This window comes from Micromonospora sp. WMMA1998, from assembly GCF_027497375.1.
GTDB classification, from domain to species: domain Bacteria; phylum Actinomycetota; class Actinomycetes; order Mycobacteriales; family Micromonosporaceae; genus Micromonospora; species Micromonospora sediminicola.
In genome coordinates, this window is the sequence record NZ_CP114911.1 from 1961533 (window position 1) to 1984401 (window position 22869).

At 72.6% G+C, this 22869-nt stretch carries 15 protein-coding genes; 10 read left to right on the forward strand and 5 right to left on the reverse strand.

The genetic code is table 11. The features are described 5' to 3' along the window. Positions 1–11 precede the first annotated feature (11 nt). From O7600_RS08460 to O7600_RS08470, 3 genes are all read left to right on the forward strand, one after another. Positions 12–239, forward strand: coding sequence for a hypothetical protein (locus O7600_RS08460; RefSeq protein WP_281593117.1), 228 nt, complete (start codon positions 12–14; stop codon positions 237–239). A gap of 52 nt (positions 240–291) precedes the next feature. Beyond that, positions 292–819, forward strand: coding sequence for a PH domain-containing protein (locus O7600_RS08465; protein WP_281593118.1), 528 nt, complete (start codon positions 292–294; stop codon positions 817–819). A gap of 335 nt (positions 820–1154) precedes the next feature. Then, complete coding sequence (locus O7600_RS08470; RefSeq protein WP_281593119.1) at positions 1155–2423, forward strand: PH domain-containing protein; 1269 nt, start codon at positions 1155–1157, stop codon at positions 2421–2423. A 7-nt stretch (positions 2424–2430) separates the two neighbouring features. Here the strand turns inward: O7600_RS08470 and O7600_RS08475 are convergent, their stop codons facing one another. Then, positions 2431–3489, reverse strand: a complete 1059-nt coding sequence (locus O7600_RS08475; protein WP_281593120.1) for a phosphatase PAP2 family protein — start codon at positions 3487–3489, stop codon at positions 2431–2433. Positions 3490–3616: 127 nt separating this feature from the next. Here O7600_RS08475 and O7600_RS08480 point away from each other — a divergent pair, with 127 nt between their 5' ends. Next, on the forward strand, positions 3617–4021 hold the full coding sequence (locus O7600_RS08480) for a hotdog domain-containing protein (protein ID WP_281593121.1): 405 nt from the start codon (positions 3617–3619) through the stop codon (positions 4019–4021). Then, positions 4018–4848: an MBL fold metallo-hydrolase gene (locus O7600_RS08485; RefSeq protein ID WP_281593122.1), complete on the forward strand. Its 831-nt coding sequence runs from the start codon at positions 4018–4020 to the stop codon at positions 4846–4848. Before O7600_RS08480 ends, O7600_RS08485 begins: the two co-directional genes overlap by 4 nt. 103 nt (positions 4849–4951) lie before the next feature. Here O7600_RS08485 and O7600_RS08490 read toward each other — a convergent pair whose 3' ends face one another. Further along, positions 4952–5398 (reverse strand): MarR family transcriptional regulator, encoded by a 447-nt coding sequence (locus O7600_RS08490; RefSeq protein WP_098747972.1) that lies wholly within the window; start codon positions 5396–5398, stop codon positions 4952–4954. An 82-nt stretch (positions 5399–5480) separates the two neighbouring features. On the opposite strand from O7600_RS08490, the gene O7600_RS08495 reads away from it, so the two are divergent. Then, a complete protein-coding gene (locus O7600_RS08495) occupies positions 5481–6704 on the forward strand; it encodes a multidrug effflux MFS transporter (RefSeq protein ID WP_281593123.1) in 1224 nt (407 codons plus the stop codon). A gap of 76 nt (positions 6705–6780) precedes the next feature. Here the strand turns inward: O7600_RS08495 and O7600_RS08500 are convergent, their stop codons facing one another. Then, positions 6781–7710 carry a carbohydrate kinase gene (locus O7600_RS08500; protein WP_281593124.1) on the reverse strand — a complete coding sequence of 310 codons (930 nt, stop codon included), beginning with the start codon at positions 7708–7710 and terminating at the stop codon, positions 6781–6783. A gap of 320 nt (positions 7711–8030) precedes the next feature. Here O7600_RS08500 and O7600_RS08505 point away from each other — a divergent pair, with 320 nt between their 5' ends. After that, a complete protein-coding gene (locus tag O7600_RS08505) occupies positions 8031–9173 on the forward strand; it encodes a lytic polysaccharide monooxygenase (protein WP_281594098.1) in 1143 nt (380 codons plus the stop codon). A gap of 58 nt (positions 9174–9231) precedes the next feature. Here O7600_RS08505 and asnB read toward each other — a convergent pair whose 3' ends face one another. Continuing rightward, on the reverse strand, positions 9232–11193 hold the full coding sequence (gene asnB, locus O7600_RS08510; protein WP_099164432.1) for an asparagine synthase (glutamine-hydrolyzing): 1962 nt from the start codon (positions 11191–11193) through the stop codon (positions 9232–9234). Positions 11194–11305: 112 nt separating this feature from the next. Here asnB and O7600_RS08515 point away from each other — a divergent pair, with 112 nt between their 5' ends. The 3 genes from O7600_RS08515 to O7600_RS08525 all read left to right on the forward strand — a co-directional run bounded on the left by O7600_RS08515 (position 11306) and on the right by O7600_RS08525 (position 17179). Further along, a complete protein-coding gene (locus O7600_RS08515; RefSeq protein ID WP_099164431.1) occupies positions 11306–12781 on the forward strand; it encodes an aminopeptidase P family protein in 1476 nt (491 codons plus the stop codon). Between the two features lie 223 nt (positions 12782–13004). After that, positions 13005–14771, forward strand: a complete 1767-nt coding sequence (locus tag O7600_RS08520; RefSeq protein WP_281593125.1) for a hypothetical protein — start codon at positions 13005–13007, stop codon at positions 14769–14771. 497 nt (positions 14772–15268) lie between these two features. Then, positions 15269–17179: a hypothetical protein gene (locus O7600_RS08525; protein ID WP_281593126.1), complete on the forward strand. Its 1911-nt coding sequence runs from the start codon at positions 15269–15271 to the stop codon at positions 17177–17179. Between the two features lie 69 nt (positions 17180–17248). Here the strand turns inward: O7600_RS08525 and pulA are convergent, their stop codons facing one another. After that, positions 17249–22747 (reverse strand): pullulanase-type alpha-1,6-glucosidase, encoded by a 5499-nt coding sequence (gene pulA, locus O7600_RS08530; RefSeq protein WP_281593127.1) that lies wholly within the window; start codon positions 22745–22747, stop codon positions 17249–17251. Positions 22748–22869 lie beyond the last annotated feature (122 nt).

Here is a 22869-nt window from a genome sequence, read left to right on the forward strand (position 1 = left end):
GACTCGCCCCGGTGACGACTCCCATCCCGGACCCGGCGCTGATCTGCTCGGCGCGGGGATGTCGCGCCCCCGCGGTGTTCCAGCTGCGCTGGCACAATCCCCGGCTGCACGCCCCCGAGCGCCGCAAGACCTGGCTGGCCTGCCCGGCGCACCGCGCCTCGCTCGGTGACTTCCTCGACGCGCGCGGCTTCCTGCGCGAGGTGGTGCCGCTGCCGGAATCGCCTACGCTCGAATCGTGAACGAGCAGACCGTCCGACCACGCGCCGTCCGCCGCCACGGCGGGTCCGCCCGGTGAGCGGTGCCGACCGCGCCGGCCCGCCGCCCACTCCGCCCGGGCCGCTGGAGCCCTGGCCGGAGACGGTCCGCTGGCAGCCGATCTCCCGCGACCTGATCTGGGTGGAGCTGATCCGGCTCGGCATCCTGCTCGCCGTGGCGCTGGTGGTGCTCGGCGTGATCTGGGCCGTCGCCGGGCACTGGCTGCTCGGCGCCGCGATCGGCGTGGCGCTGCTGCTGTCCGTGTGGCGCGCGGTCACCATCGTGCGCGCGGTCCGCGCCTGGGGGTACGCCGAACGCGACGACGACCTGCTCGTCCGGCACGGGCTGCTGGTCCGGCGGCTCTCCATCGTGCCGTACTCCCGAATGCAGTTCGTCGACGTGAGCGCGGGTCCGCTGGAGCGCGCCTTCGACCTGGCCACGGTGCAGCTGCACACCGCCGCCGCGGCCAGCGACGCCCGGGTGCCCGGCCTGCGCCCGGCCGAGGCGTCCCGGCTGCGGGACCGGTTGACCGCGTTGGGCGAGGACCGGGCGGAGGGCCTGTGAGCGGGCGGAGCGAGCCGGAGTCCGGCGGCGCTCCCCCGCCCCGGGAGGACCGGCCCGCCGGTCCGGAGCCGACGACGAACGGACACCCCTGGCCGCCCGCGACCGGCTACGGCCCGCCCGCCCCGCCGCCGGGCCACGAACCACCGCCGGGCCACGAACCACCGCCGGGCCACGAACCACCGCCCGGTCACGGACCGCAACCGGGGTACGGGCCGCCACACCCGGGGTACGGGCCCCGACCGGCTGCCGGGCCGTGGGCCGCGCCGGCCGCGCCCGCGCCCGGCCCGTGGGGTCCGCCACCCGGCGGCGAGGAGCCGCGGCAGCGCCTACACCCGTTGAGCCCCGCCGTGCACGGCGCAAAGTCACTGGTCGTGGTGATCGCCGGGCTCTCCTGGTCGACGCTGTCCCGGGTCGGGTTCGGGTGGTTCGCCGCGCTCGTCGCGGTCTTCGTCCTCGGCGCCACCGTGCTGTCGGTGATCAGCTGGTGGAACACCGGCTACCACGTGGTGGGCCGGGAGCTTCGGGTGCACGAGGGGCTGCTGTGGCGGCGCACCCGGGCCATCCCGCTGGAACGGTTGCAGGCGGTCGAGGTGGTCCGGCCGCTGCTGGCCCAGCTCACCGGCCTGGCGGAGCTGCGGCTGGAGGTGGTCGGCGGGGGCAAGACCGAGGCGCCGCTGGCCTATCTCAGCGTGGCCGAGGCCACCGCGCTGCGGCAGCGGCTGCTCGCCGTGGCCGGTCGCGCGCCGGCGTCCGCGCCCGCCGATCCGGCCACGCCGCCGGCACCCGTTCCGGCCGGCCGCCGGTTGCACGCCGTGCGCAATCAGGACCTGCTGGTCAGCCAGCTGCTCACGCCGCAGGCGTTCCTGCTGCCGTTCGGCCTGGCGTTCGTGGTGGCGCAGTTCCTGTCCGAGGGTTCCTGGTCGTTCATCGCGGTGGCCAGCACGCTGACCGCGATGGCCGGTGTGCTGCTCCAGCCGGTCCGCCGGGTGCTGGACGACTGGAGCTTCCGGCTGGACCGCGACGACGGCACCCTACGGGTGCACAACGGGCTGCTGGAGACGCGGATGCAGACCGTGCCGCTGCACCGGGTGCAGACCGTCGGGGTGACCTGGCCGCTGCTCTGGCGGGTCAAGGGCTGGCTGCGGCTGCGGCTGGAGGTGGCCGGCTACTCGGCCGGTGAGCCGGACGACCGCAACCGCCCGGACCGGCTGCTCCCGGTCGGTGACACCGGCACCGGCGAGCTGGTCGTGGCCGAGGTGCTGCCCGGCGTACGGCTGGGGGCGTTGCCCGCCACGCCGCCGCCCCCGCGGGCCCGCTGGCTGCGCCCGTTGAGCCGGGCGGCGGTCGGCGCCGGCCTCGACGACGAGGTCTTCGTGGCCCGCTCCGGGCTGCTGACCCGCCGGCTGACGCTGGTCCCGTACGCCCGGATCCAGAGCGTGCGGGTCACCCAGGGCCCGGCACAGCGCCGGCTGCGGCTGGCCACCGTGCACGCCGACACTGCCGGCGGGGCCGGCGCGGCGGCGGTCGACCGGGACCTGACCGACGCCTGGGAGCTGGCGGCCGAGCTGACCGCGCGGGCGCGCCACGCGCGCCGGGCGGCCTAAGAAAGGGTCAGCGACGTTCGGCGGGAACGGCGTCCCGGTCGGCCCCGGGCGTGGCGTCCGGGCCGGCGGCGGGCGCGGTGACGCCGGTCACAGCGGTCGGCGTCCCGTCCCGACGGGACCGTCGGGCCCGCCACCAGCGCTCCGCCAGGCCGACGACCAGGAACGTCATCCCCACGTACGCCCAGCCGACCAGCACGTCGATCAGGTAGTGCTCGCCGCTGTACATCAGGGTGAACGTCATGGCCAACGGGTACGCCAGCATCAGCGGCCACCACCGCCGGCGCACCGAGCGCAGGAAGAACAGCACCACGAACAGCGCGAACGCGGTGTGCAGCGACGGCATGGCGGCCACCGGGTTGGAGGCGATCTGCCCGGCGTTGAGCAGGTTGCCCGCGCCGTGCATGCCGATCTCCTTCCACCCCCGGGTGGAGATCCGTGCCACCTCGGTGAGCAGCCCGTTCTGCGCCGCCCACCACGGCGGCGCGGCCGGGTAGGCGAAGTAGGTGACCAGGCCGGCCGCGCAGAGGAAACCCCACCGCGACATGTACGCGATCCAGCGCCCCCGGTTGCGCATCCACAGCACGGCGGCCGCGGCGAGCGTCGCCACGAAGTGGGAGAAGTAGATCCAGCTCACCAGCACGTCCCACCAGCGCACCTGGTCCGGGTCGTAGAGGTGCTGCTGGAGCCAGATCGTCGGCACCTCGCCGCCGGTGAACCACCCGGTCAGGAACCGGTCGGCGACGATCAGCTCCATGGCGTGCGGCGTGGCGCCGTTGTCGGCGAACCCGCGGGACAGGTTGTACGCGGCGAGCAGCAGCACCACCGGGATCCAGTCCCGGGCGAAGCGCAGGTGGCTGCGCCACGGCCGGGCCGAGTTCCAGGCGACCGTGCCGGCCCAGATCCACAGGAACGCGTACGCCGGGTCGGTGGGCAGGCCGATGGCGAGCCACGCGGCCACGAAGGCGATGCCCCAGACGGTCATCGCGATCACACGACGGCGCCCGCCGTCGGGGGACGCGGTCGGTCCGGCGGGGGCGGGGGGCGGGGGATCTGTCAGCACGGCCATCGCGGACAAGGTTAACGGCGGGCGACCGACGGACCGACGCCGACCGTCGGTGGGCCGGCCCGGAGCGGGGCCGGCGGGGGCCCCGGACGCCGGACGGTCCGCCGTCGGCTGCACTAGGCTCGGCCGCATGCAGGAGCAGCCGGAGTCGCCGTTCGCGCCGGGCCTGACCGCCCGCGTCGAGCTGACCGTGACCGACGCCGACACCGCCCGGGCGCTCGGCTCGGGGGACGTGCCGGTGCTCGGCACCCCTCGGGTGCTGGCGCTGGCCGAGGCGGCCACGGTGGCGGCCCTGGCACCCCGGATGCCGGCCGGGTCCACCACCGTCGGAGTCCGGGTCGAGCTGGAGCACCGCACGGCCACCCCGGTCGGGCGGTCCGTGTCCGCCCACGCCGAACTGGTCAAGGTCGACGGTCGCCGGCTGGTCTTCGAGGTGACCGTGACCGACGGCCACACGGTCGCCGCGCAGGGGCGCGTCGAGCGGGCACTGGTCGACCGGCAGCGCTTCGTCGAGCGGGCCGTCGGCGCGTCATGACCGCACGCTTCGAGGAGATCGCCACCGGCGTACACCTGCTGCGCGAGCCGCTGCTGCGGGTCAACGTGGTGCTGGTGGTGGGCGACGGCGCCGCGCTGCTGGTGGACACGCTCTCCACCGCCGGGCAGGCCCGCGAGCTGGCCACGGCCGCCCGGGCGGTGACCCCGCACCCGTGGACGATCGTCAACACCCACCACCACTTCGACCACTGCTTCGGCAACGTCACGCTGGCCGCCGAGCCGGGCACCGAGGTGTACGCGCACGCCCAGGCGGTGGCGGTGCTGCGGGACCACCCCGACGCGCTGCGCCGGGCGGCGTACGAGGAGATGCGGGCCGAGCAGCCGGCTTTCGCCGACGAGCTGGCGCGCACCGAGCTGGCGACGCCGACGCACGCGGTGCACGAGCAGACCGTGCTGGACGTGGGCGGGCGGCAGGTGCTGCTGCGCCACCCCGGGCACGGGCACACCGACGCCGACCTGGTGGTGCACGTGCCGGACGCGGACGTCCTGGTGGCCGGTGACCTGGTGGAGCAGAGCGGGCCGCCGGCGTTCGAGGAGTCGTACCCGTTGCGGTGGCCGGACGCGGTGGCCGACCTGCTGCGGCTGACCACGCCGGCCACGGTGGTGGTGCCGGGCCACGGTGAGCCGGTCGACGCGGACTTCGTACGCGAGCAGCACGCCAGCCTCGCGCGGCAGGCGTGGCTGATCCGGGCCGGCCACACCGGCAGCGCCCCGCCGGAGCGGGTGGCGGCCGAGTCGCCGTTCGGGGCCCGGCCCGGCCTGATCGCGGCCCGCCGCGGTTACGCCGAGCTCGACGGCACCGCCTGAGCGCGCCGCCGGCGGCGGTCGGTGCGACGGCGGTCGGTGCCACGGTGGTCGGTGCGGCGGCGGCCGGTGCGACGGCGGTCGGCGCGGCGGCGGTGATCGCGCCTCAGGGGCGGTTGCGCAGGGCGGTGAGCAGCGCGTCGAGGTGCGGGGCGGCGGCCAGGACGGCCGAGCGGGCCGCGGGATCCACCTCGGCGAGGGACTCGGTCAGCAGCGCGGCGCGGTGGACCTCGTAGTCGGCCATCCGCCGGCGGGCCGCCTCGGTGACGTGCAGGCGGACCACCCGGCGGTCGGCGGGGTCGCGCTCGCGGGCCAGCAGCCCGGCGTCGGTGAGGTCGCGCACCAGCGTGCTGACCGTGTTCGGCGCGGTGCCGAGCCGGCGGGCCACCTCCTTGCCGCTGATGCCCGGGGCGGCCCGCACCAGCAGGAGCAGCTCCACCTGGGCCTCGGGCAGCGGCTCCCGGGCGGCGCGGGCGACGGTCCGGCGGCGCAGCAGCCGGTGCAGCTCCCCGAGCACGGCGCCGAAGCGCGCGATCTCCTCGTCGGTCGCCACGGAGTCACCTGCTTCACATCGCAATAGTTCTGACTACAGAGATAAGGTTACCCGGAACGCACCAGATCCAGGGGGAACCTTCGTGAGCCAGACCGTGCGGGTCACCGCGCGCCCGACCGTCGACCGTCCCGCCGCGGCGGGCGGCGGCATCACCCTGCTGGTGCTGCTCGGCACGCTCACCGCGATCGGTCCGCTCTCGCTGGACATGTACCTGCCGGCGTTCCCGGCGATGACCCGCGAGCTCGGCGCCGACCAGGCCGGCATCCAGCTCTCCCTGACCACCTGCCTGGTCGGCCTGGCGCTGGGCCAACTGGTCACCGGCCCGCTCAGCGACCGCTGGGGGCGACGCCGCCCGGTGCTGGTCGGCGTGGTCGCGTACGCCCTGCTCGCGCTGGCCTGCGCCGCGGCACCGAACGCTCCCCTGCTGGCCGCCGCGCGGTTCGTCCAGGGCGTGGCCGGCGGCATGGGCGTGGTGGTCGCCCGTGCGGTGGTCCGGGACCTCTACTCCGGTCGGGACGCCGCGAAGTACTTCTCCCGACTCACCCTGGTCTTCGGCGTGGCGCCGGTGGCCGCGCCCAGCGTGGGCAGCCTGGTGCTCCGGTTCGGCTCCTGGCGGGCCGTCTTCGTCGCCCTGGCCGTCATCGGCGCGTTGCTCGCCGTCGCGGTGGCGCTACGCCTGCCGGAGACCCTGCCGGTGGAGCGCCGCAGCGCCGGCGGCCTGGGCGCCACCGCCCGCACCATGCGGTCACTGGCCGCCGACCGGGTCTACCTCGGGTACGCGCTGACCCAGGGCTTCGCGTTCGCCGGGCTGTTCGCGTACATCTCGGGGTCGTCGTTCGTGTTCCAGGACGTCTTCGGCGTCTCCGCCACGGTGTTCAGCGTGGTCTTCGGGGTGAACGCGCTCGCCCTGGTCGCCACCGGGCAGCTCAACGCCCGGCTGCTCGACCGGTTCAGTCCGCGCCGGCTGCTGGTCACCACGCTGGTGGTCGGCCTGGTCACGGCGGCGGGCGTGCTGACCGGCGCGCTCGCCGGCAGCCTGGCGGTGACGGCGGTGGCGCTGTTCGCCTTCGTCGGCTCGCTGGGCATGGTGATGCCGAACAGCACCGCGCTGGCGCTGGACGCGCACGCCCGCCACGCCGGGACCGCCGCCGCGTTGATGGGTGGCGTCCAGTCGGTGGTCGGCGCGCTCGCCGCACCCCTGGTCGGTCTCGGCGGCGAGGGCAGCGCCCTCCCCATGGCCACCGTCCTGGCCGGCGCGGCCGCCCTCTCCCTCAGCGCCGTCCTGACCCTCACCCGCCCCCGCTGATCTCCGGCGCCTCGGGCCTGGCGCGTTAAGAGGGGGCCCCTCCTCTACCGGAGGCGTTAAGAAGGGGCCCCTCCTTTCACGCGAAGCGGGCGGTGATGGCGCTCCGGGTGGGCATGGCGGTGGCGCCGCCGGGCGACTCGCACACCAGCCCGGCCACCCGTAGCGCGAACGCCACCCGCTCCCGCCAGCCGAGCGCGTCGGTCGGTTCGCCGGCGGCGAGCAGCTCGGCGACGAGCGCGCCCATCACCGAGTCGCCGGCGCCGGTGGCGTCCACCGCCTCGACCTTCGGGGCGGGCACGCGTACCACGTCGTCGTCGGCGGCAACCAGGGCGCCGTCCGCGCCGAGCGTGACCACGACGGTGGTCGCGCCCAGTTCCCGCAGGTACGCCGCGACGCCCGCGACCGGCTCGTGCGGGTAGAGCACCCGGGCGTCGGCGCTGCTGAGCTTGACCAGGTGTGCCCCGGCGGCGAACTCCGCGACCACCCCGCGCAGCCGGTCCAGCGCGTCCGGCGCGGTGAGCAGGCTGGGGCGGACGTTCGGGTCGAACACCCGCAGGCCGCCCGCGATCGCCCAGGCGCGGCGGGCGGCGGCCAGCACCGGCGGGTCGAGCAGCACGATCGAGCCGCAGTAGAGCACGTCGGCGCCCTCGACCAGCGCCACGTCCAGGTCGTCCGGGCCGAGCAGGGCGTACGAGCGGGGCTCGCCGTAGAAGCGGAACTCCGGCTCCGGCCCGGCGAAGGTGGCCACCGCCAGCGCGGTCGGGGCGGGCACGGTCACCGCGCCGGCCACGCCCACGCCGGCCCCGGTGAGGAAGGCCCGGATCCGTCCGGCCAGCGCGTCGTCGCCGAGCGAGCCGACGAACTGCACGTCCCCGCCGAGCCGGGCGACCGCCACCGCCACGTTGAGCGGCCCGCCGCCGACCGCCTGCCGGTAGACGGGTTCCCCGTCGTGCTCGGCGTCGAGCAGGTCGACAAGCGCCTCGCCGAGCACCACCGCGTACCCCATCCTGGCTCCTCTCCTCGTCCTCCCCCGATCCTGGCGCATGCCGGGATCCGGCGCGACGGGACCCGGGCATCGACCAGCGGCTATTGCATACGGCGGCCGGACGTGATGGGATGGCGCTGCCGGGAGGGCGCGGTGGGCTGCCGCGCCGCCGGTCGAGCCGACGCGAGGGCACCCACGGTCCGTGGCACGGACCGCAGGCGGTGCGCGTCCCCCGACGGTTCCGGCCGCACGCCGACCGCCGGGCGCGGGCACCGCGATCGTCGCATCCGCTCGTCGCAGCGGGGCGGGCCGAGAGCAGGTCGCGCTCCGCCAGTCAGGAGATCCCCGTGCACCGATCCCGTACGGCCGCGCTGGTCACCGCGGCCCTCACCCTGGCCCTGGGCGCGTTCGCCCTGGCCTCCCACTCCGATCCGGCCGCCGCGCACGGCGCGGCCATGACGCCGGGCGCCCGGACCTACCTGTGCTGGAAGGACGGCCTCTCCGGCACCGGTGAGATCCGCCCGAACAACCCCGCCTGCTCCGCCGCGGTCGCCCAGAACGGGGCGAACTCGCTCTACAACTGGTTCAGCGTGCTGCGCTCGGACGCGGGCGGGCGCACCGTCGGGTTCATCCCCGACGGCAAGCTGTGCAGCGGCGGTAACGCCAACTTCAGCGGCTACGACGCGGCGCGCAACGACTGGCCGATCACGCACCTGACGGCCGGGCGGTCGATGGAGTTCCGCTACAGCAACTGGGCCCACCACCCGGGCACGTTCTACTTCTACGTCACCAAGGACAGCTGGAGCCCGACCCGCCCGCTGGCCTGGAGCGACCTGGAGGAGCAGCCGTTCCTGCAGGTGACCAACCCGCCGCAGCGCGGCGCGGTCGGCACCAACGACGGGCACTACTACTTCACCGGCAACCTGCCGACCAACAAGAGCGGCCGGCACATCATCTACTCGCGCTGGGTGCGCTCGGACAGCCAGGAGAACTTCTTCGGCTGCTCCGACGTGACGTTCGACGGCGGCAACGGCGAGGTGACCGGGATCGGCTCGGGCGGCGGTACGCCGACGCCCACGCCGACCACCCCGACGCCGACCCCCACCACCCCGACGCCCACGCCCACCTCGACGCCGACCCCCACGCCCACCTCGACGCCGACCATGCCGCCGCCGGGCAGCGGCGACTGCATGGCGGTCTACAAGGTGGTCAGCGCCTGGCAGGGCGGCTTCCAGGGCGAGGTGGAGATCATGAACCACAGCACCCGGACGTACGCCGGGTGGACCGCGAGCTGGACCTGGCCGAGCGGCCAGAGCATCAACCAGGTGTGGAACGGCACGCTCAGTGGCAGCGGGGCGTCGGTGACGGTCACCAACGCCTCCTACAACGGCAGCGTCCCGCCGGAGGGCCGGACCACGTTCGGCTTCACCGCGAACGTCTCCGGCACCAACACCCTGCCGACGGTCACCTGCACCGGTCGGTGACCCCGCACGGATAAGGGCCCCCGGGGGAACACCCCGGGGGCCCTTCACCGCGTACGGGTCAGCGCACCATGCTGCCGACGACCGGCTTGGTGAGCAGCGCGGACTGGTTGCGCTGGATGCCCGGGTCGAGCGTCTTCGCCACGAAGATGGCGTGCCAGATGCAGAAGATCAGCACGGTCCACACCTTGCGGGAGTGGTCGGCCTCCTCCCGCTTGTGCTCGTCCAGCAGCCGCAGCGCGTACGACAGGTCGACCAGGTCGCCCGCGCCGGAGGTGGACAGCACGTGCCGGGCCCACTCGTACATCTCGCCGCGCAGCCACACCCGGGTCGGGGTGGGGAAGCCGAGCTTCTTGCGGTTGACGATGGCCGGCGGCACCACGCCCTGCAGCGCCTGGCGCATGGCGTACTTGGTGGCCTCGGAGCGGGGCGGCAGCTTCAGGTCGACCGGGATGCCGGCGGCGACGTTGAACACCTCCCGGTCCAGGAACGGCACCCGGACCTCCAGCGAGTGCGCCATCGAGATCCGGTCGGCCTTGACCAGGATGTCGCCGCGCAGCCAGGTGTAGAGGTCGACGTACTGCATCTTGGTGACGTCGTCCAGCTCGGTGCACTCGGCGTAGATCGGCGCGGTGACGTCGGTGTAGCGCACCGAGGGGTCGTAGCGACGCAGCAGGTGCTGCTTCTCCTCCTCGGTGAACATCCGCGCGTTGCCGTAGTAGCGCTGCTCGATCGGGGTGGTGCCGCGTTCCAGGAAGCTCTTGCCCTTGACCCCCTGCGGGATGGCCTTGGAGACCGCCCGCAGCCCCTTCTGCACGCCGTCCGGCAGGCCGTTGACGGAGCTGAGCGAGAGCGGCTCGCGGTAGATCGTGTAGCCGCCGAAGAACTCGTCCGCGCCCTCGCCGGAGAGCACCACGGTGACGTGCTCGGCGGCCTTCTTCGCCACGAAGTAGAGCGGCACCAGGGCCGGGTCGGCGACCGGGTCGTCCAGGTGCCAGACGATCTTCGGCAGCGCGTCGATCATGTCCTGCGGCCCGATCTTGGTCGGGATGGTGGTCACGTCGAGGTGCCGGGCCGAGTCCTGGGCCACGTCGATCTCGGAGTAGCCGGGCACGTCGTAGCCGACGGTGAAGGTGAGGATGTTCGGGTTGAACTCGCGGGCCAACGCCACGACGGCGGTCGAGTCGATGCCGCTGGACAGGAACGAGCCGACCGGCACGTCCGAGCGCATGTGCATCCGGACGCTCTCGCGCAGCGTCTCCCGGATCTCGTGGTAGAGCTTCTGCTCGTCGGAGACCGGCGCCGGGCGGAACACCGGCCGGTACCAGCGGCGCACCTCGATCCGGCCGCCCGGGGTCCAGGTGAGGTACTCCCCCGACCCGATCCGGCTGATCCCCTTGTGCAGCGTGCCCGGCTCCGGGACGTACTGCAGCGTCAGGTAGTGGCTCAGGTTGGCGGTGTCGATGCCGGCGTCGCCCTGGTAGGCGGAGTGCGCGAACGGCAGCAGCGCCTTCTTCTCCGAGGCCAGGTAGAGGCCGTCCTGAGTCTCCAGGTAGTGCAGCGGCTTGATGCCGAAGTAGTCCCGCGCGCCGAAGGCCCGCCGCTCCTGCCGGTCCCAGATCACGAACGCGAACATGCCGCGCAGCTTGGTGAGCACCTGCTCACCCCAGTAGTGGTAGCCGGCGACGATCACCTCGCCGTCGCCGTTGGTGGCGAACTGGGCCCCGTGGTCGCGGATCAGCTCGTCGCGCAGCTCGATGTAGTTGTAGATCTCGCCGTTGAAGGTGAGCAGGTAGCGGCCGCCCGCGTAGGGCAGGGGCTCGTGGCTGAGCGCCACGTCGATGATGGCCAGGCGCTTGTGCGCGAACACGCCGTCCGCGTACCGGCCGGAGGCGTCGCCGACCACCTCGACCCCGGTCTCGTCCGGGCCACGGTGGTGCAGGCACTCCAGTGCGCCGGCGATGTGGTCGCGGTGGGCGGCGGCGTCGCCGCGCGCGCTGAAGAAGGCCAGGAGTCCGCACATGGGGGCCATCTTTCCACGCGCCGGAAGCCACCGTCGCGGCACCGCAGGCACCTCCCGCTGACGTGCGCGCGGTACCGTCGGGACCAGCGACGAGGCGCAGGGAGGGCGGATCATGGCCGAGGAGCGGACGCAGCAGGGCAAGCCGGCGGACGGCACGGAGTCGCACGACCCGGACTTCCCGGAGGCGTTCCTGTCGTTCATGCGGCAGGGCTGGCGGGACACCGAGCTGTCGGTCACCCCGAGGCCGGAGGTGCCCAACCACGCCAAGCGGCGGGCCGCGCTGGCCGAGGCCTTCCCGGGCGAGACGCTGGTCATCCCCACCGGCACCGAGAAGGTACGCGCCAACGACACCGACCACCGGTTCCGGCCGGGCAGCGACTTCGCCTACCTGACCGGCGACCTGGAGCCCGACAGCGTCCTCGTGCTGCGGCCGGGCGGCGAGGCGACGCTGTTCATGCGGCCCCGCTCGTCCCGGGCGACCGACGAGTTCTTCCGCAGCCGCCACGGCGAGCTGTGGGTGGGCCGGCGGCCGACGCTGCGGGAGAAGTCGACCGAGCTGGGTCTGCCGACGGCCGACCTGAGCGAGCTGGACGCGGCGCTGGCCGACCTGGCCCCGGGGCGGACCCGGGTGCTGCGCGGCTTCGACGCCCGGGTGGACGCCGCGGTGCGCCGCTACGACGGGCCGCGCGCCGAGGGCCAGCCGGGCCGCGACCGGGAGCTGGCCATCGCCATCTCGGAGCTGAAGCTGGTCAAGGACGAGTGGGAGATCGCGCAGCTCCAGGAGGCGTGCGACGCCACCGTGCGGGGCTTCGAGGACGTGGCCCGCGCACTGCCGGCCGACCGGGCGGTCTCCGAGCGGCTGCTGGAGGGTGTCTTCGCCCTGCGCGCCCGGCACGACGGCAACGACGTGGGCTACGGCTCGATCGTCGGGGCCGGCGAGCACGCCACGATCCTGCACTGGGTGCACAACCACGGCGCCACCCGTCCGGGTGACCTGCTGCTGATGGACATGGGCGTGGAGAACCGCAACCTCTACACCGCCGACGTGACCCGGGTGCTGCCGGTCGACGGCCGGTTCACCCCGTTGCAGCGCCAGGTCTACGACGCCGTCTACGCCGCCCAGCAGGCCGGCATCGACATGTGCAAGCCGGGGGTGGGCTTCCGCGACGTGCACCTGGCCTCGATGCGGGTGCTGGCCGAGGCGCTGAAGGACCTCGGCCTGCTGCCGGTGAGCGTGGACGAGGCGATGGACCCGGCCTCCACGGTCTACCGCCGGTGGACGCTGCACGGCACCAGCCACATGCTCGGCATCGACGTGCACGACTGCGCCAACGCGCGCAAGGAGACCTACCGCGACGGCCCGCTCGGCGAGGGCTACGTGCTCACCGTCGAGCCGGGGCTCTACTTCCAGCCGGAGGACGAGCTGGTCCCCGAGGAGCTGCGGGGCATCGGCGTGCGGATCGAGGACGACATCCTGGTCACCGCCGACGGTCCGGTGAACCTCTCGGCCGGGCTGCCGCGCCGCTCGGACGAGGTGGAGACCTGGCTGGCCGAGCAGCGTGAGGCGGGCCCCCGCCTGCCCGGCTGAGCTTCCGGGCCGCGTTCCACTGCGGGCCCCACCACCGCAGGACGGTGGTGGGGCCGTCTTTTGCGCCTTCAAGGTCCGAATGCGGGCTTTTTTCGGATACGTCTTCCTCGCGAGGATCCTTCTCATACGGTGTCGAACAGAGGCTACAACCGGTTTGTAGCTGGTCGCCCGGCCTGGGGCGGAGCGACCCGTTTGGGAAGAACCGAAAGGGCGGAAGGCTCTCATGTCCAACGACGTAACGACACCCGACGGCGGGGCCCCGACGGGCACCCCGCCGACGAGCAGGCGGCGGGCGCTCTGGGTCGCCACCGGCGTGGCCGGGCTGACCGGCGTCGTCGGTCTGGCGGCGCTGGGTGGCCTCGCCGCTCGGGACGACAAGCCCGGCGGCACGGAGCCGGTGGCGGACAACCACGCCGCGGCGCCGCAGCACTCCGACAAGGACTCCCGCGAGGAAGGCAAGGGCGACGAGCACGGCAGCGACGGCAAGGACCGTGGCCAGGAGGGCCGGGACAAGGGCGAGTGGGGCGAGTGGGGTGACAAGGACGACCACGGCAAGGTCCGTGACGTGCCCTGCGACGACGACGCCCTGGTCGACGCCCTCGACCTGACCAACCGGGACCACGGCGGCACCCTGAAGCTGGCCGAGAACTGCACCTACGAGGTCGGCGTCAAGGACCGCAAGTTCGGCGCCGCCCTGCCCGAGATCAAGCAGGACGTCACCATCAAGGGCAACGGCTCCACCATCAAGCGCGACGCCGAGGACACCTTCCGGATCTTCCGCGTCGTCGACGGCGGCGCCCTGACCCTCAAGGACCTGACCGTCAAGGGCGGCAACGCCAACGAGTTCAAGTACGGCGGCGGACAGGGACCGGCCAACGGCACCCCGGCCGACGGGGCGGCGCTCACGCCGATGGCGTCGGGGCCGGGGGGCGGCTACGAGAAGCGGGGCGAGGGTGACGGCGGCGCGCTGCTGGTCGAGCGCGGCGGCAAGGCCCACCTGTCCCAGGTCAAGCTCACCCACAACAACGCCGAAGGCAACGGCGGCGCGATCGCCAACTACGGCCGCGTCTGGGTGCAGGACAGCAAGGTCTACGACAACCACGCCCAGGGCGACGGCGGCGGCATCTTCAACCAGGGCGTGCTCAAGGTCGAAGAATCCCACGTCGACGACAACACCGCCGGCGGCAACGGCGGCGGCATCGCCAACGGCAACGGCGACCAGCACGGTGGGCACGGCCCGGCCGACCTCGCCGGCGCCGAAGCGGAGAAGGACGCCAAGGGCGGCCACGACAAGCACCTCGCCGGCACCGTCGAGATCATCGGGGCGCACGAGGGCAAGGACGCCTCCCTGAGCACGCTGAGCCACAACCGCGCCGGCAAGAACGGCGGCGGCCTGTTCAGCAGCGGCGGCTTCGTCACGGTCTCCTTCACCGCGATCGGCGGCAACACCGCCTGCGGGAACGGCGGTGGTGTCTACGCCGAGAACACCGACCTCGACCTCGACAAGGTCCACGTCGCCGGGAACCACGCCGACGGCAACGGCGGCGGCGTGGTCGTCACCGGCGGCAAGCACTGGGCCGGGAAGCACAACGGCGAGGCGGGCGCCACCATCTCGGACAGCGTCATCGTCGACAACACCGCCAACCGCTTCGGCGGCGGCATCTTCAACGGCGAGTGGCTCGTCAAGATCGAGGACGGCTTCCTCACCCGCGAGCACGACGAGGACGACAACGCCACCCTCACCATCCGCGACACCCTGGTCAAGGGCAACACCGCCCTCAACGGCGGCGGCATCTTCAACAACAAGGCGAAGATCACCCTCACCAAGACCCACGTCACCAAGAACACCGCCACCGACTCCAGCAAGCTGCACCGCGTCGCCGGCGGCGTCCTCAACAACGAAGGACACGTCAAGCTCGACGACGAGTCCCTCATCAGCAACAACGACCCCACCAACTGCGCCAACACCGTCGAGGACTGCTTCAACTGAACCACCACATAACCGCCGGAGCCCTCCTCCCGCAGCCACTCGCGGCGGGAGGAGGGCTCCGGACCCGGCATCGCTGTCGCGGTTCCTGCCCCGTGCGGTCAGCGCGCAGCGCCGCTGGGCGTCTTCGCGGCGGCCACCAGCTGGGCGCATCTTCAACGCTATGACTCCTGGTCATAAATATGACTAAGTGGCATATCGCTCTCCGGCCTCATACCGCCCGCCCGCCGCTCACCTCCCGACAGACCGTCGCCGCCCCCCGCATCGCCTGTCCGGCGCGGCGTCCCCGACCGGCGCGGTGTCCCCGACCGGGGCCTCCCGTCCCCGCTGCGTCGCCCCGACCCACCCGCACCCTTATGCGGGTTTTTTTCGTATATGGCCACGAGGCGAAGAAGGCTCTCATACGGTCGTGTTCAGCAGCTACAACCGATTTGTAGCGAAGGCCGCCTCGCTGTGACGAAGCGACCTTGTCAGGTACAAGGAGAGGGCAGAGAGCTCCGATGTCCAACTACCTTCGCAATAACGATGACGCCACCCGCGAGACCGTTTCCCCGCTCCGGCGCCGTCGGCTCTGGCTCGCCACCGGCGTCGTGGGCCTGACCGGAGCGGTCAGCCTCGCCGGCGTGGCCTACGCGACGACCGGTGTCACCGGTCCGCACCGGCTCGCCGACGTGAAGTGGTCGACCGCGCAGCAGCTCAGCGACGACGCCCACGGCGACGACGAGGGCGGGTACGGCGAGGACGAGTACGGCCGGGACGAGCACGGCAAGGACGGCAAGGACCGGGGCCAGGAGGGCCGGGACAAGGGCGAGTGGGGCGAGTGGGGTGACAAGGACGACCACGGCAAGGTCCGTGACGTGCCCTGCGACGACGACGCCCTGGTCGACGCCCTCGACCTGACCAACCGGGACCACGGCGGCACCCTGAAGCTGGCCGAGAACTGCACCTACGAGGTCGGCGTCAAGGACCGCAAGTTCGGCGCCGCCCTGCCCGAGATCAAGCAGGACGTCACCATCAAGGGCAACGGCTCCACCATCAAGCGCGACGCCGAGGACACCTTCCGGATCTTCCGCGTCGTCGACGGCGGCGCCCTGACCCTCAAGGACCTGACCGTCAAGGGCGGCAACGCCAACGAGTTCAAGTACGGCGGCGGACAGGGACCGGCCAACGGCACCCCGGCCGACGGGGCGGCGCTCACGCCCGCCCAGCCGGCCGCCCCGGCCGCTCCGGCGGTCGCGGGGGCGCAGGCAGCCACCGCGGCGCAGTCCGCCACGGCGCCGGCGCAGGCCGCTCCGATGACGGCGGCCGCTCCGATGGCAGCGGCCGCGCCGGTCGCAGCCGTTCCGGTCGCGGACGCGATGGGTGGGGACGAGAAGCGGGGCGAGGGTGACGGCGGCGCGCTGCTGGTCGAGCGCGGCGGCAAGGCCCACCTGTCCCAGGTCAAGCTCACCCACAACAACGCCGAAGGCAACGGCGGCGCGATCGCCAACTACGGCCGCGTCTGGGTGCAGGACAGCAAGGTCTACGACAACCACGCCCAGGGCGACGGCGGCGGCATCTTCAACCAGGGCGTACTGAAGGTCGAAGAATCCCACGTCGACGACAACACCGCCGGCGGCAACGGCGGCGGCATCGCCAACGGCAACGGCCTGTCCGGCAAGCACGACGCCGAGGCCTCCGCGCTCAAGGGCTACGACCCGAAGGGCAAGCACGACGAGGCCGGCACGGTCGAGATCATCGGCTCCGACCACGGCAAGGACGGCGTCAAGTCCACCCTGACGAACAACCGCGCCGGCAAGAACGGCGGCGGCCTGTTCAGCAGCGGCGGCACCGTCACCGTCTCCTTCACCGCCATCACCAACAACACCGCCTGCGAGAACGGCGGCGGCGTCTACGCCGAGAACACCGACCTCGACCTCGACAAGGTCCACGTCGCCAAGAACCACGCCGACGGCAACGGCGGCGGCGTGGTCGTCACCGGCGGCAAGCACTGGGGCTACCCCAACAACAAGGACGAGGCCAGCGCCACCATCTCGGACAGCGTCATCGTCGACAACACCGCCAACCGCTTCGGCGGCGGCATCTTCAACGGCGAGTGGCTCGTCAAGATCGAGGACGGCTTCCTCACCCGCGAGCACGACGAGGACGACAACGCCACCCTCACCATCCGCGACACCCTGGTCAAGGGCAACACCGCCCTCAACGGCGGCGGCATCTTCAACAACAAGGCGAAGATCACCCTCACCAAGACCCACGTCACCAAGAACACCGCCACCGACTCCAGCAAGCTGCACCGCGTCGCCGGCGGCGTCCTCAACAACGAAGGACACGTCAAGCTCGACGACGAGTCCCTCATCAGCAACAACGACCCCACCAACTGCGCCAACACCGTCGAGGACTGCTTCAACTGACCTTGACGGTCCCGGGGTACGGACCGGCCCCCCTGCCACGAGTGGCAGGGGGGCCGGTCCGCTGGTGGATCAGCTCTGGACGAAGACCGCCACGCTGCGCGCCGGCACCGTGAACGTGCCGCCGGCCCGGTCGAACGAGGCCGTCCGCAGCGCCGGATCGGCGGAGTTCCGCAGCACCGGGTGCAGCGCCACGTTCGCACCGCGCAGACCGCTCACGGTCTGCTTCGCCGTCTCCGGGGTGGCGTTGAAGACGACGGTCACCGACTTCCACTTCCCGTCCAGCCCGCGGGCGTCCAGGGTCATGGTGAGCACGCCCGGGGTCTCCTTCTCCCCGGACAGCGGGAACGCGACCCGCTTCTGCACCTGCTCGGCGGTGGACAGGCCGAACACCGGCGAGGAGCGCCGGACCCGCAGCAGCTCCGCGTACCGGGCGTCGGCCAGCTCGACCGCCGCGCAGTCCGGCACCAGCTTCGGATCGGCCAGCAGCGGCTTCGCGTACGGCCACTTGTCCTTGTTGTCCTGCTCCGGCGGCAGGCCGGCGCCGAACCCGTTGCCCTGGGCGCAGTCCCAGCGGATCTGGTTGAACCAGTCACCGGAGTTGTACGAGTTGCGGTCCAGCGACTTCGAGCGCAGCCGCTCCGAGCCGGCCGTCACGAACCCGGTGCCCTGCCCGAGCGCGGTGGTGGCCAGCGCCAGCACCTGCATCCGCGCCCGATCCTGCGCCGAGGTCCCCTGCGGCAGCTTGTACGCCAGCGCGTCGTAGAGGATCTCGTTGTCGTGCGCGTCGACGTACGTGACCGCCTCGCCCGGCGCGGCGGTGTAGCCGGCCGGGGAGCCGTTGTAGTCGACCTGGGCGCCGGTGACCGTCTTCCCGGCGGAGTCGGTGAACCGGTAGTCCCGCAGGTTGCCGGTCAGACCCACCTTGATCAGGTCGTGGGCGTGCAGCAGCCGGGCCTTCTGCTCGGCCGCCGAGCCGTTCACCGCGTCCCCGTTCGGGTCGGTGAACAGGCCGGAGGCGAAGCCCTGCACGCGCGGGTTGGCGTCGAACGGACCGCCGCCGCGCACCGCGTCGCGGAGCCGGTCGTTGAACGTGCCGATCCCGGTGCCGGCCATGTTGGCCTGGGTGGCCTGGACGAATCGGGCGTCGTTGGCGACCTCGCCGAAGTTCCAGCCCTCGCCGTAGAGCAGGATCTTCCGGCCGTCCACCCCGTCGCGGGCGAGCGTGAGCTTGTCCAGCGCGGCCCGCACGGCCAGGATGTTCGCCTTCGGGTGGTGACCCATCAGGTCGAACCGGAACCCGTCCACCTTGTACGCCTTGGCCCAGGTGACCAGCGAGTCCACCACGAGCTTGCCCATCATGGCGTGCTCCGGGGCGGTGTTGGCGCAGCAGGTCGAGTTGGCGACCGCGCCGTCCTCCAGCAGCCGGTGGTAGTAGCCGGGCACCACCTGGTCGAGCACCGACTTTCCGTCGGTCCCCGCCGCCGAGGTGTGGTTGTAGACCACGTCCATGACCACCCGCAGGCCGGCCTGGTTCACCCCGGCGACCATCTGCCGGAACTCGGTGGTCCGCTTCGCGCCGCTCGGGTCGACCGCGTAGCCGCCCTCCGGCACGGTGTAGTGCAGCGGGTCGTACCCCCAGTTGTAGCCGTCGGTCTCGGCCACCGCCGCGACGCACTTCTGCTGCTCGTCCGAGTCCGGCGGCAGCTTGGCCAGGTCACAGGCGGGCTGGGCCTGGTCGGCCCGCTTTTCGGGGATGGTGGCGAAGTCGAACGCGGGCAGCAGGTGCAGGTAGTTGACCCCGGCGTCGCCGAGTGCCCGCAGGTGCGTCATCCCGGCGGTCCTCGGGTCGGTGAAGGCGAGGTAGGTGCCCCGCCTCTCCGCCGGGACCGTGCTGTCGGCGATGGAGAAGTCGCGCACCGACAGCTCGGAGATCTGCGCCTTCGACGCGGGCGCCGCCGCCGGCTTGCGCAGCTTCGACCAACCGGCCGGCGCGAGCGCCGGGTCGCTCAGGTCGACGATCTGGCTGTGCGTCGAGTTCGGCGCGAGCGCCACCGAGTACGGGTCGGTCACCGACGCGGTGACCACCTTCTGCGCCGCCGGCTGCCAGGCTTCGACCTGATAGCGGTAGTAGCGGCCGGTCCACGCCCTGGTGCCGCGCACCGACCAGACGCCGGTGCGGTCGTTGCGGCTCATCGCCACCGTGCTCGGCTGCGCCGTCGGCGAGTCGAACAGTTGCAGCGACACCTTCCGCGCGGTCGGCGCCCACACCGCGAGGGTGGGTACCCGGCCGGCGAACGTCGGGCCGAGCTTCGCCCTGGTGGCCGCCGCGTAGACGTCGTCGAGCACGCCGGGGATCTGCACTCCGGTGGCGCCGAGCAGGGTGCCCTCGGCGTCCCGCTCGGTGACCACGAGCTGCCCGCGCAGCGCCGCCGGCACCTTGGCCAGGTCGGCGCGGTCGAGCGTGAACGCGCGATAGGCCCAGAGCTGGGGGTACGCCTGCCGTTGCGCCTCGGTCAGCCCGTTGCGCTGCGCCCTCAGCGGCAGCGTGGTGTACGTGCCGGTCAGCTCGCCGTCGGCGATGCCGAGGCCGCCGGCCGAGGCGGCGACCAGCGCGTACCGCTTGCCGTCGGTGGGGCCGGTGGCCCAGGCGACGGTGGACCGGTCGATCCACTGTGCCTTCTGCTTGGTCAGGTCGAGGTCCTTCGCGGCGCCGGTGGTGGCGGCCGGCAGCAGCCGGCCCTTGACCCCCGCCAGCAGCCAGACCTCGTGCCCGACGGCGGTCAGGTCGAGCCGCTGGTCGTCCGGCTGGTCCTTCTCGTCGCCCTTGTGGATGATGTAGCTCAGCCCGGTCGCACCGGCGGCGAGGGGCACCCGGAACACCGCGCCGTACGCGTCGATCTTCTCCGGCTTGAGCGGGGCGGCCCAGTCGGTCGGGTTGGCCGCGCCGTCCCACAGGTGCAGGCCCCAGCCGTCGTAGTTGCCGTCCGCCTTGCGCCAGTGGATGACCGCGGTGCCCTGGTCCACCGGCGGGTCGGGCTCGCCGGTGGCGGCCTGCCGGGTCGGGTAGGGCGTCGGGTCGCCCTGCTTCACCCAGACCTCGCCGGTCTGGGTCACGTCGATGGTGCGGTCGTTCGCCACGTCCTTGTTGCCGTCTTTGTCGACCACGAGGAAGCCGACCGACTTGGCGCCCGGCTTGAGCTTCACCCAGGCGAACCGGCCGTACGAGTCCTCGCCGGCGAACGGCTGTCCCGTGGGCCACTCGGTGGCGTACGCCGGGTCGATGTCGCCCCAGGTGTAGAGCCCCCAGTCGGCGTACCCGCCGGCCGGGCGCTGGTAGTGCACGATCGCCCAGTCCCGGGACGCGCCCTGGGCCGGGGTGCCGACGGTGCCGGTGGTGCGGGCGGTGGCGGTCCGGCCCTTGCCGTCGCGGACCACCGCCTTGTACTCGACCTTCGTGCCGCCGGGCAGGCCGGTCAGGTCGTGGTGCACCGTGTACGGGGCGCGGTCGGCGGTGCCCAGCAGCGTCCACCTGCCGCCGGGGACCCGGGCGGCGAACGTGACGGTGGCCAGCGGGTCGCCCTCGACCTGGGCGGTGATCGCGGTCCGGGTGGGGACCGGCGCGTCACCCGGCTCGGTGAGCGTGATCCGCGGGGCCGCGCCGGCCGCCGGGATCGCTCGGTCGGCCTTGAGCACCACTGCCGACATCGCCGGCACGGTGAGGCTCAGCTTGCCGTCGCCGCCGGCCGTGGCGGTGGCCGCGCCGCCGTACACGCCGGTGAAGCGGGTGCCGGCCGACCAGGTGTCCACGGTGACAGTCTGCGGGGTCGAGGCGTTGTTCACGGCCGCGACGTACTCCACCCGCTCGGACGGAAGGACGCGGGAGAACGCGAAGACGCCCGGGCCGTCGGCGGCGTGGCGGGTGACCTGGACGCCGTCGCGCAGCGCCGGGTGCGCGGCCCGCAGCTTGCCCAGCTCGGCGATGGTCCGGTAGAGCGGGTGCCGGGTGTCGTACTGGTCCACGGCGTGGGTGCGGGTGGTGCCGATCAGGTCGTCGTCGAGGTAGTCCGCGGTGCGCGAGGCGAACATGTCCTGGCGGGCGTCCTTGTCGCCACCGGGGCCGGTGAAGCCCTGCTCGTCGCCGGAGTAGACCACCGGCTGACCTCGGGTGAGGAACATCAGCTGGTGGGCGAGCTGGTCGCGGCGCAGCTGGGCGGCGTCGTCACCGCCGGCCGCGGCGATGAACGAGCCGATCCGGCCCATGTCGTGGTTGCCGAGGAACGTGGTGAGCCGGTTCGCGTTGGTGTCGCGGGCGGAGTAGAGGTCGTCCTTGGCGTACACGTCGGCGAGCGCCTTGGCCGAGCCGTCGGCGGCGGTGTAGCCGCGCGCGGCCTCCTGGAACGAGAAGTCGAGCGTGGCGGGCAGGCCGCCCTGCCGGACGTAGGTCGACTCGATCTCCTGGTCGGCGCTGTAGACCTCGCCGAACATGAAGAAGTCCTTCTTGCCGGCCTTCGCCGCGTAGGCGTCGACGCCCCGGGTGAACTGCGGCCAGAAGTCGAGGTTGGCATGCTTGACCGTGTCCAGGCGGAAGCCGTCGACACCGGCCTTGCCGATCCACTGGCCGTAGATGTCGGTCATGCCGCGCACGACCTCGGGACGCTCGGTCCACAGGTCGTCGAGGCCGAAGAAGTCGCCGTACTCGCTGTTCTCACCGGCGAAGGTGGAGTCGCCGCGGTTGTGGTACATGGTCGGGTCGTTGAGCCACGCCGGGACCTTGACCTTCGCGTCGGCCGGGCTGGCGAACGTCGGGGTGTACGGGAACGACGTCGAGTTCACCGCGGGGAACTTCCGGGTGCCGTCGGCGTAGTTGCGGTCCTCGAAGGCCCGCCCCTGAGCGTCGGTGTAGGGCGTGGTCTTCTTGTCCACGTAGCCGTACTTGTCCTCGGCGTACCGGATGACGTCGGCGGTGTGGTTGACGATGATGTCGAGGTAGACCTTGATCCCGCGCCGGTGTGCCAGGTCGACGAGCTTCTTCAGCTCGGCGTTGGTGCCGAAGTGCGGGTCGACCTGGGTGAAGTCGGTGATCCAGTAGCCGTGGTAGCCGGCCGAGACGTCGGCGCCGGTGCCCTGCACCGGCCGGTTCTTGAAGATCGGGGCCAGCCAGATGGCGGTGGTGCCCATCCCCTGGATGTAGTCCATCTTGTCGATGACGCCCTTGAGGTCGCCGCCGTGGTAGAAGCCCTTGTCCTTCGGGTCCAGGCCGGTGGCCAGCCGGTCGCCACGCAGGCCGCCGGTGTCGTTGCGCTTGTCGCCGTTGGCGAAGCGGTCCGGCAGCACGAAGTAGAACTGCTCCGCCTTGGCGGTGGTCCGGCCGGCCTTGAGCAGCGTGTCGGCGGACGGTTCGCGGTCCCACTGCGGGGCGTTCCCGGCCGCGAGCACGTCGGGGGTGGTGGCGCGGTCGGTGCCGTCGGCGTTCATCTGGTGGAGGGCCACCGGAACGCCGACGAGGGTGAGTACGAGGGAGGAGACCAGGGCGAGCAGCGCCTTGGGGGATATCGGCGGCGGTTTCATCGACGGCCTTTCTCTGGTCGCTGATTCGCCCGCACGCTAGCCCTTGCCGAAACATTCTGCAATACCTTGCAAACGATGCCGCAACAAAGCAGTCATCTTGCAAAAGCAGGTGGGGTCGTCCC